An 8,606-nucleotide genomic window follows, 5' to 3' on the forward strand; every position below is an offset into this window, starting at 1 on the left:
TTCTAAGAGTAGGTGGTTATATGTCCTTATTACGCTCACATATATGTAAATTTATAATTGGTATTATTGTTATTTTTGCCATAAGTCCTATTCCAGCTCTTTTTATTACACACAATTATTCTTATCAAAATGGATTTATTAGCATTTTTCAAAACTTCGCACAGCTTTCTTCTATATCAATTCCAAAGGTTGATTGGATGCATGAATCTATCTTTTTCTCAGCAAACCAAATGATACATACTTCTAATCATTCAACACCATTATTCCCTTACATATGGGAAATATATTTTATATCGATTGTTCGTTTTACTTTTACCCTTGCGATCGGATTTTTCATAAGTTTGGGTATCGGCCATTTATTTTTCAAAGTACCTAATTCGTTTAAAAAGTTTACTACTGTATTGAAATGGATACCTTACTCTTTTTGCACTGTAGTATTACAATGTTCAGTCTTATTACTACTTCTATACATCGCACAATTTATAAACCTTCCTTACTACTCATCATTTATCATCGTATGTAGTACTTCCATGATTATCGTTATGCAAGCAGTAAAAAAATGGATTCCTTTCTTAAAAAACACAAATGAATATGAAATAAAACATGATTCTTTTCTTGTGGATACATTGTTTTTGGCGCTTACTTCGAATCATAAATCAATTTTAGGTTCCATTATTCTTTCATTCGTTTTTATGGAATGCGTTTTTCATGCAAATGGACTGTTACAATTTATCGTTCAATTTGGCGGAAATTCACCCATAATTGTTACAATCGGCTTATTACTACTCTATATCCCATATAGCATACTTTCTTTCCTTCAAACACTATGGACCACAAACTACTCCAAGCAACAGTCATACACTTTAACGAGAAGTGTTCCAAAACCTTAATTTAAAATAACCCTCTATAATCTAAAAGTAGGGGGTTATTCCTTTTGTATAGCGGACAAAATAACAGCAAATTCAAAAACTATTACAGAAACATACCAATATTTACCCTTTTCCTTTGACTATTCTTTTCATTTGGATTTATTATAAAAGTATAACATAATTGCAGGAGGTGACATCTTTATTCCAAACCTTGGAATGGAGAACACGCTTGGACATATTAAATATTTTTCTCATCTTTGTACTTATTCTTATTTCTGGCTTTTTCGTTGCATCAGAATTCGCTGTTGTAAAAGTACGAAAAAGTCGAATTGACCAACTTGCAAATGAAGGTAATAAACAAGCTTTAGCTGCAAGAAGCGTCCTATCTAATTTAGATGTTTATTTATCAGCTTGTCAGCTCGGAATTACAATCACTTCTTTAGGGCTTGGTTGGCTTGGTGAACCGACTGTGGAACATATACTACGACCGCTCTTTGAAAAAATTAATATTACTGGAACAATGGCTAACACTTTATCTTTTGTTATTGCTTTTAGTGTTATTACATTTTTCCACGTTGTATTAGGTGAATTAGTTCCAAAGTCTTTCGCAATTCAAAAAGCAGAAGCAATCACACTCAAATTTGCAAGACCGCTTATTTTATTTGATAAAATTATGTACCCATTCATTTGGCTACTCAATAGTACAGCTATATTTTTCACAAAATTACTCGGATTAGAACCTGCGAAAGAAAGTGAACTTGCTCATTCTGAAGAGGAATTGCGACTCATTTTAGGTGAAAGTTTTAAAAGCGGTGAAATAAACCAAACCGAATATAAATATGTAAATAACATTTTTGAATTTGATGATCGAGTTGCAAAAGAAATTATGGTTCCTCGTACCGAAATGATTTGCTTATCTACTGAAAATACGTTAGAAGAAAATATGGATATCGTCGCTACTGAAAAATATACACGCTATCCAATTATCGAAAAAGATAAAGATGATATCATTGGGATGATCAATACGAAAGAAGTATTCCATGATCAAACGAAAGGTATTTATAAACCACTTGAATCTTATATACATCCTGTTCTAACTGTATTTGAAACAGTTCCAATTCGTAAAACGTTAGTCCATCTTCAAAAAAATCGCGTTCAGATGGCAATCGTTATGGATGAATATGGTGGTACTGCCGGACTTTTAACGATGGAAGATATTCTTGAAGAAATCATTGGAGAAATTCAAGATGAATTCGATGCGGATGAATCACCTATGATTGAAAAGCGTACACCTAAGCTTACTGTTTTAGATGGAAAGGTGCTTATTTCTGAAGTAAATGATATGTTTGGCCTACATATTGATGATAGTGATTTAGATACAATCGGAGGATGGCTTCTTTCTCAAGCAGTTGACTTAAATATTGAAACTGGCTATTCCATTGAATATGCTGGTTTTCAATTTAAAGTATTAGAACTTGATGGACATCAAGTCAAAAAAGTTGCTGTACATAAACTAGATATTAAAAAGGAGCTATAAAGTGACTGTTTTATTAACAATTTGTATCATTGCCTGTTTCGTTGTTTCATTTCTCGCCTTTATTTATCCAATTATCCCTGGCATACTAGCTGTCTGGGCTGGATATTTGATTTACCATTTCGGTATAAATGGAGGCGAATTAACAACTTCTTTTTGGATTATTCAAGTCATTTTTACTCTTTTCATTTTCGTTGCTGATTTTATTGCAAATGGATATTTCTTAAAAAAATACGGTAGTTCTAAATGGGGCGAACGTGTCGGAATGATTTCTATCATTGTCGGATCGTTCTTCTTCCCGCCATTCGGACTTATTATCATACCGTTCTTATCAGTATTTATAACAGAACTAGTGCATAAAAAAGCGCCAAAAGATGCCTTTCTAGTTGGAGTCGCTACTGTAGTTGGTTTTTTAAGCAGTACAGTAGCGAAAGCAATTCTCCAAATCATTATGATTATCATCTTCTTGTGTTATATCATCTTTTAACCATCCCGATTTCGGGATGGTTTTTTAATATGCAATACCTACTCGACTATTTTCATATATGTTTTTCTTACATAGATCCCATGCAAAGTGTGCTGTATCACCCACTGTAATTTTTGATCCACCCTCTGGCAATATATCTTTTTCAGTTCGATATACCTCTGTCGCCTCACCATCTATTAAATGTGTCGGACAAACAACTGTCCAACATAAATTATTACTATTACTTAGTACCTTATATGCAGCCAAATGATCTTCCGCTGCCGTTGTCGTTTTCCTTTTTGATTCCGTTGATTGAAAACGATATAAATTTAGATCTGTTCTTGCTTGTAAAATACCAGCTGTTCCTATTGTTATGATTCTACGAACCCCTTCTTCTTCCATTTTCTTTATAATTTGTGGCATACTCTTCGCTAATGTTCCATTTTGATCCGTTCCAAGTGCACTAATTACTATATCACTTCCTTTTATCGCTTTCTTTATATCATTTTCGTTCAATACATTACCTTCTATCACTCTTAACCTTTCATGTTGTATTTCTATTCTATTTAAATCACGCGCTAATGCAGTCACTTCAGCTGAATCCTTTAATGCTAAATTAATTATGTTTGAACCTACTCGTCCTGTTGCTCCCAATATACATACTTTCATTTATTTTCCCCCTCTTTCATTCTCTTTCTATTTTTCAATAATCTCAGTCAATTTACAACAAAAAAGCTTCCTCATATATGAGAGGAAGCTGTATTATTACTTTATTTCTTTTCTTTAGAATCAGTAGACTTCTCGGTTCCGCTTGTTTCTTTATCCTTTTTGTCCTCTTGTTGTGTTGTTGTGTCGTCTTCTTTCTTCTTGTCCTCACCTTTACTACAACCTACCATTAATAAAGAACTTGCAAGTGCCATAGCAGTTAATGATTTAACCCATTTGTTCATTTGCGTTTCCTCCTTGTGATAGAATATGTACAATCTCATATTACTTTCTATTTTTAAAGGAGAGATTGAAAAACAGTAAATATACGGTAAATTTTTGTAAATTTTCCGATAACAAACCCTAATTTTAATTTATATATTTCATTTCCAATCGATACACAATAAAACTAGTTTTTTCTCTCAATGGACGTAAAAAAACTAAGGCGCATACCATTTCGCCTTAGTTTCTCATGCAAACTTTTCATTTTCATATAGATGTGTAATCTTATATTCCTTCTTCATAACATATTGCCACACACTATAAGCGTAACGGTTCATTTTCAGGAAACAATTTTCCAAAAATGAGCGAAACTCTGGATTAGCAACTTCCACTGCAACTTGAGCAAACTTTAAAGCTAATCGTTTCAAGTGCGCAATATAACTGGTTGCAATATGAATATCCCCTGTATATTTACTAACTGTTTCCTTTTCCATTTCATGCAAATCAAACTCCGTTGTTTCACAGGTTATATGCTGCACATTCTCTCCTTCTTGAAAATTTACTTGTTCATTATATGCTTGTAACATATATGGTAAATGGTGCTGTAATAGATTTTTTAATTCTTCGTCTCTGACCTTTCCAGCATACTCTCCAACCTTGTATATTAGCATATAACTATGTCTCATTAATTCTTTCATACAGTCCATTAAAGCGCCTCCCTTCTCTTTTGTCCATATACTATAAATATGATGCTAAAACATTCGCTATTCTTGCTAAAAACCAATCCCATCTACTAATTTTCTCAAAATCTTCTTCAGAAAATCGTTTTGATTTATGAAAGTCTACCTGTAATCGACTCCATACTTCATCAACAACTGTTTTATCATATATGATACAGTTAGACTCGCAATTTAAATAAAAACTTCTATTATCAAAATTCGCTGTCCCAATATCAACAATTTCTCCATCAATGATTGTTACTTTCCCATGAAAAAATCCATTTCGATATTGATAAATCTCCGCTCCAGCATGTAACATATCTTTCAAATATGGATAGGCAGCTTGTTTTAACAATATGGCATCACTTTTAAATGGCACGAGAATTTTCACATTAACACCACGATTTAATGCAGCTTTTAACTCTTTCACCATTTCTTTACTTGGTACAAAATATGGTGTAGCGATAATTAAAGACTTTTTAGCTTTTTTTAAAAGTGCCCCATACTTTTCCCATAAGCCTTTTCCATTTGAAAATAAATATTGATATTTTATATTCCCTAATGTAGGTATACTTTCATGTATAGGCATTTTTTCTCCTGTATCTTCTTTCCAATCTTCGGCGAACTTTCTTTCCATATCCGCTGCACCCTCACCATGGATACGCACGTGATAATCACGCCATGGCCCAAACTTTGGATTTTGTCCAAGGTACTCCTTTCCGATATTAAAGCCACCGACGTATGATACCTTTCCATCTATCGTAACAATACGTCTATGATTTCGTTGATGCAAAGAATAGAACATATTTTTCAGTTTCGGTTTTTTACTAAATGTAAACTTCACACCGTTTTCTTTTAATCGGCTAATTACCTTTTTCTTCAGCTTATATCCGCCTACCCGATCGACTGACAATTTCACTTCTACTCCGCTAGATGCTTTTTTCTCTAATAACTGTAAAAACTCTTGGCTTATTTCGTCTTTTCCTACAATATAAAAATGGATATATATATACTTTTCTGCATCGTTTATATCGTCAAATAATTTTCTATATAACTCTTCACCGTTCGTATATAGTTGAAATTCACCTAATCGAACTTGTCCTAATTCATATTCACTAGCCATTTCCTTCCCCATTTCCACATCGATGTTCATCCAAATGAATACACCTATTAAACAAAGGATTATAGCGAAAAAGTGCTTCATGGATAAATTCCTTTCTCCACTTACTGTTATTTCTATATCTTCCCTTTTTTATTACATTATCATTCAAGAAAATATGTCATTGCATGATATATGTCCATATCAAACAATAGCTCATTTGCATATTGTATGTTGTATCTTAAAATAAAAGGAGGAAATAACAATGGGCTTCGCACATGGTAATGGATTTGCGCTATTAGTCGTATTATTTATCCTCTTAATCATCGTCGGTGCTGCTTGCTTCTGCTAAGTAGCTACTGTCATATGATATGTGGATGAAAAAACTATAAAAGCGGACACCTATTTTAGGTGTCCGCTTTTCATTTTAAAACCATTTCCGACTGCTATAGTAACTTAAATGGCTAAATATTCATCTCAAAAGGTTAACAATGTGGCTACTTTCTTACTCTCTGCCTTACGTATATGACGCTGTTCTGCACGTAACACAGCAATACGATGTAATTCTTTCTCTTCTTCGGTTTCAGGGATAACACGCGGTACTGGAACTGGATTATTTTCCTTACTAAGTGCCACAAAAGTAACGAATGACGTTGCCGCTATACGCTTCTCACCTGAAATTAAATCTTCAGCCACTACCTTCACAAACACTTCCATCGAAGTTCTTCCCGTCCAAATTACGAAAGATTCATAACTAACACAATCTGAAGAACGAACAGGATGTAAGAAATCGACCCAGTCCATAGATGCTGTGACACATTCCTTTCTTGAATGTCTGGATGCTGAAATAGAAGCAACCATATCCATCTCCGCTAATATCTTCCCACCAAATAGCGTGTTATGATCATTTAAATCTGTTGGGAAGACTCGGCTCGTTTTGAACACCCTTGACTCATTGGCTGTTTTCCCCTTTACTTCTGTCATTGTTATCACCCCTTTAATGATCTATCCCTAATATTTCAATAATCACTATACTAAATGAACTACACGTTTAATATTAACAACATTCAGAACTTTTAGTCCACAAAAAAGAACCGATTTTATCAATCGGCTCCTCTAAATACATATTGTTCTTTCGGCTGTTCAACTTTATTCCATTTTGTTACTTCTAATACAGGAATATTCGCATGAAACGGCTGATAAAACTCAGTAGTTATCTCTCCTTCTACTTGAATCCAGTCATCATTATTCCACTCTACGCCTTCTGGTTTTTTCACTAACATACCATACACACCAGAATCTGCTACGCAATGTATAATACCGAAACGGAATAAGAAGTATTGTTCTTTTTTAGAAGAATCATCTCTAAAAACAAACCCTTTAAAAGATAATTTTTTTCCAGTAAACTCGCCAGGATAATTATAAATTGTTTCCATACCCTTTAGGAAGTCTTCATCTTTCAAATTAATATTATCTTTCGTAACAAACTCTTTCTTCCCTTTTTCCATTACACCGCGGTATCCTTCTTTCCCGTAATAAATACTCGTATCAGGTCTTAGAAATTGTCTTGTCATAAATGGATCCTTACTTTCTGCTTGTGCAACAGGAAAGTGAAACCCTTTCGCTTTAACAATATCCGAATCTAGCGTCGCAATTGGGAAAAATAACCCTGAGATAATTGGAAAACAAAACAATGAGTACGAAAATGCTTTTTTCCACCATGTATTCTCATCTTTTGAATGATCATGTCCGCAATGACCATGGTCACAACTACAATCATTTTTCTCTTTTTCCTTTTGGTGTTCTTTTTGGAAAACGACGATAATTTGTATAATCGTTAAGAAACCTAAAATAATTGCTGCTGTTGTTGATAAATAGGCATACTTCATATTGATATACTTCGTAATGTTACCGGAAATATGCAGTTGCGCAATTAATATTGTAAAACCTAATAATATATATGCTCGAAACATAACCTACCACCCCATCGCATAAATGAGTAGTGAGCTTGCATAAACAACAAGAGTAACTGTAACTATAACAACAATTACAAATTTCGTTTTAAATGTCGCAAGCATCATAAACATATTTTTAATATCCACCATCGGTCCGTAAACGAGGAACGCGACAAGTGAAGCTGTTGAAAACGTACTTTGGAACGAAGAAGCGATAAATGCATCTGCCTCTGAACAAAGTGATAATATATAAGCAAGTCCCATCATAACAGCTGATGAAGAAAACGGACCTTGTCCAATAGCAAGAAGTGTTGAAGTTTGTACAAACGTTTGTACCGCTGCTGCAATTAACGCACCTAGTACTAAATATTTTCCCATTGAGAAGAATTCCTCAACAGCGTGTGTACATACATCCCACATTTTTTTACGCAGTGGACGCTTATTATTCACTTCTGGGAAGTGATCATCTCTTAATTGATGTTCTTTAAACATAAAGGATAATATAATTCCAACGATAATGGCTACGATAATCGCTACAATAGAACGATACCATACCATGTGCATACTACTCCCAAAGGCAACATAAGTAGCAAATAATACAACTGGATTAATAATAGGTCCAGTTAACATAAATGCAATCCCTGCGTATGGTGGAACGCCTTTTCCAATTAATCGTCTTACAATCGGAACAATTCCACATTCACAACCTGGAAACAACATGCCTAAAAAAGTAGCTAATAAAACAGACAGAAATCGGTTCTTCGGCATCCATTTTGCCACCATATCTTCTGTCACAAACATTTGAATGAATCCTGAAATAAATACACCAATTAGCACAAACGGAAGTGCTTCGATTAATATGGAAATAAAAATTGTATTCATTTGCAGGAATGCTTTCGGTAATTGAAACAATTCCATGATGTATTTCCTCCAACTTTTCATTAACAATATGTAATTTTAACCCCATTTCATTAATTGGACAAGGTTTATATGACATACATACCCTTTATATACATTACATTGTACAAGTTATATTC

Annotated in this window: 11 protein-coding genes; 4 read left to right on the forward strand and 7 right to left on the reverse strand. The window is 33.8% G+C overall.

Annotation, left to right across the window (positions count from 1 at the left end; genetic code table 11):
- Positions 1 to 20 precede the first annotated feature (20 nt).
- The 3 genes from ABWK52_RS24380 (at position 21) to ABWK52_RS24390 (ending at position 2,890) form a co-directional block, all read left to right on the forward strand.
- Positions 21 to 890 (forward strand): hypothetical protein, encoded by an 870-nt coding sequence (locus ABWK52_RS24380; RefSeq protein WP_000055260.1) that lies wholly within the window; start codon positions 21 to 23, stop codon positions 888 to 890.
- Positions 891 to 1,098: 208 nt separating this feature from the next.
- The gene (locus ABWK52_RS24385) at positions 1,099 to 2,406 is read left to right on the forward strand and encodes a hemolysin family protein (protein WP_065705050.1); all 1,308 of its coding nucleotides are present in this window, start codon (positions 1,099 to 1,101) and stop codon (positions 2,404 to 2,406) included.
- Position 2,407: 1 nt separating this feature from the next.
- The gene (locus tag ABWK52_RS24390) at positions 2,408 to 2,890 is read left to right on the forward strand and encodes a DUF456 domain-containing protein (RefSeq protein ID WP_000217338.1); all 483 of its coding nucleotides are present in this window, start codon (positions 2,408 to 2,410) and stop codon (positions 2,888 to 2,890) included.
- A 24-nt stretch (positions 2,891 to 2,914) separates the two neighbouring features.
- On the opposite strand, the gene ABWK52_RS24395 is transcribed toward ABWK52_RS24390, so the two are convergent.
- From ABWK52_RS24395 to cls, 4 genes are all read right to left on the reverse strand, one after another.
- Positions 2,915 to 3,538 carry an NAD(P)-dependent oxidoreductase gene (locus tag ABWK52_RS24395; RefSeq protein WP_098202751.1) on the reverse strand — a complete coding sequence of 208 codons (624 nt, stop codon included), beginning with the start codon at positions 3,536 to 3,538 and terminating at the stop codon, positions 2,915 to 2,917.
- A gap of 101 nt (positions 3,539 to 3,639) precedes the next feature.
- Positions 3,640 to 3,819: a hypothetical protein gene (locus tag ABWK52_RS24400; protein ID WP_001045960.1), complete on the reverse strand. Its 180-nt coding sequence runs from the start codon at positions 3,817 to 3,819 to the stop codon at positions 3,640 to 3,642.
- Between the two features lie 225 nt (positions 3,820 to 4,044).
- Positions 4,045 to 4,503 (reverse strand): spore coat protein, encoded by a 459-nt coding sequence (locus ABWK52_RS24405; RefSeq protein ID WP_097995056.1) that lies wholly within the window; start codon positions 4,501 to 4,503, stop codon positions 4,045 to 4,047.
- A gap of 31 nt (positions 4,504 to 4,534) precedes the next feature.
- Positions 4,535 to 5,719, reverse strand: coding sequence for a cardiolipin synthase (cls, locus tag ABWK52_RS24410; RefSeq protein ID WP_002196420.1), 1,185 nt, complete (start codon positions 5,717 to 5,719; stop codon positions 4,535 to 4,537).
- Between the two features lie 160 nt (positions 5,720 to 5,879).
- On the opposite strand from cls, the gene ABWK52_RS24415 reads away from it, so the two are divergent.
- Positions 5,880 to 5,966 (forward strand): YjcZ family sporulation protein, encoded by an 87-nt coding sequence (locus tag ABWK52_RS24415; RefSeq protein WP_000505094.1) that lies wholly within the window; start codon positions 5,880 to 5,882, stop codon positions 5,964 to 5,966.
- Positions 5,967 to 6,091: 125 nt separating this feature from the next.
- Here ABWK52_RS24415 and ABWK52_RS24420 read toward each other — a convergent pair whose 3' ends face one another.
- The 3 genes from ABWK52_RS24420 to ABWK52_RS24430 form a co-directional block, all read right to left on the reverse strand.
- Positions 6,092 to 6,598: an acyl-CoA thioesterase gene (locus ABWK52_RS24420; RefSeq protein WP_000141164.1), complete on the reverse strand. Its 507-nt coding sequence runs from the start codon at positions 6,596 to 6,598 to the stop codon at positions 6,092 to 6,094.
- Positions 6,599 to 6,717: 119 nt separating this feature from the next.
- On the reverse strand, positions 6,718 to 7,587 hold the full coding sequence (locus ABWK52_RS24425; RefSeq protein ID WP_084064636.1) for a TIGR03943 family putative permease subunit: 870 nt from the start codon (positions 7,585 to 7,587) through the stop codon (positions 6,718 to 6,720).
- Positions 7,588 to 7,590: 3 nt separating this feature from the next.
- Positions 7,591 to 8,487 carry a permease gene (locus tag ABWK52_RS24430; RefSeq protein WP_000418716.1) on the reverse strand — a complete coding sequence of 299 codons (897 nt, stop codon included), beginning with the start codon at positions 8,485 to 8,487 and terminating at the stop codon, positions 7,591 to 7,593.
- Between the last annotated feature and the right edge of the window lie 119 nt (positions 8,488 to 8,606).

The organism is Bacillus sp. AP50 (genome assembly GCF_040492675.1).
Lineage (GTDB): Bacteria > Bacillota > Bacilli > Bacillales > Bacillaceae_G > Bacillus_A > Bacillus_A cereus.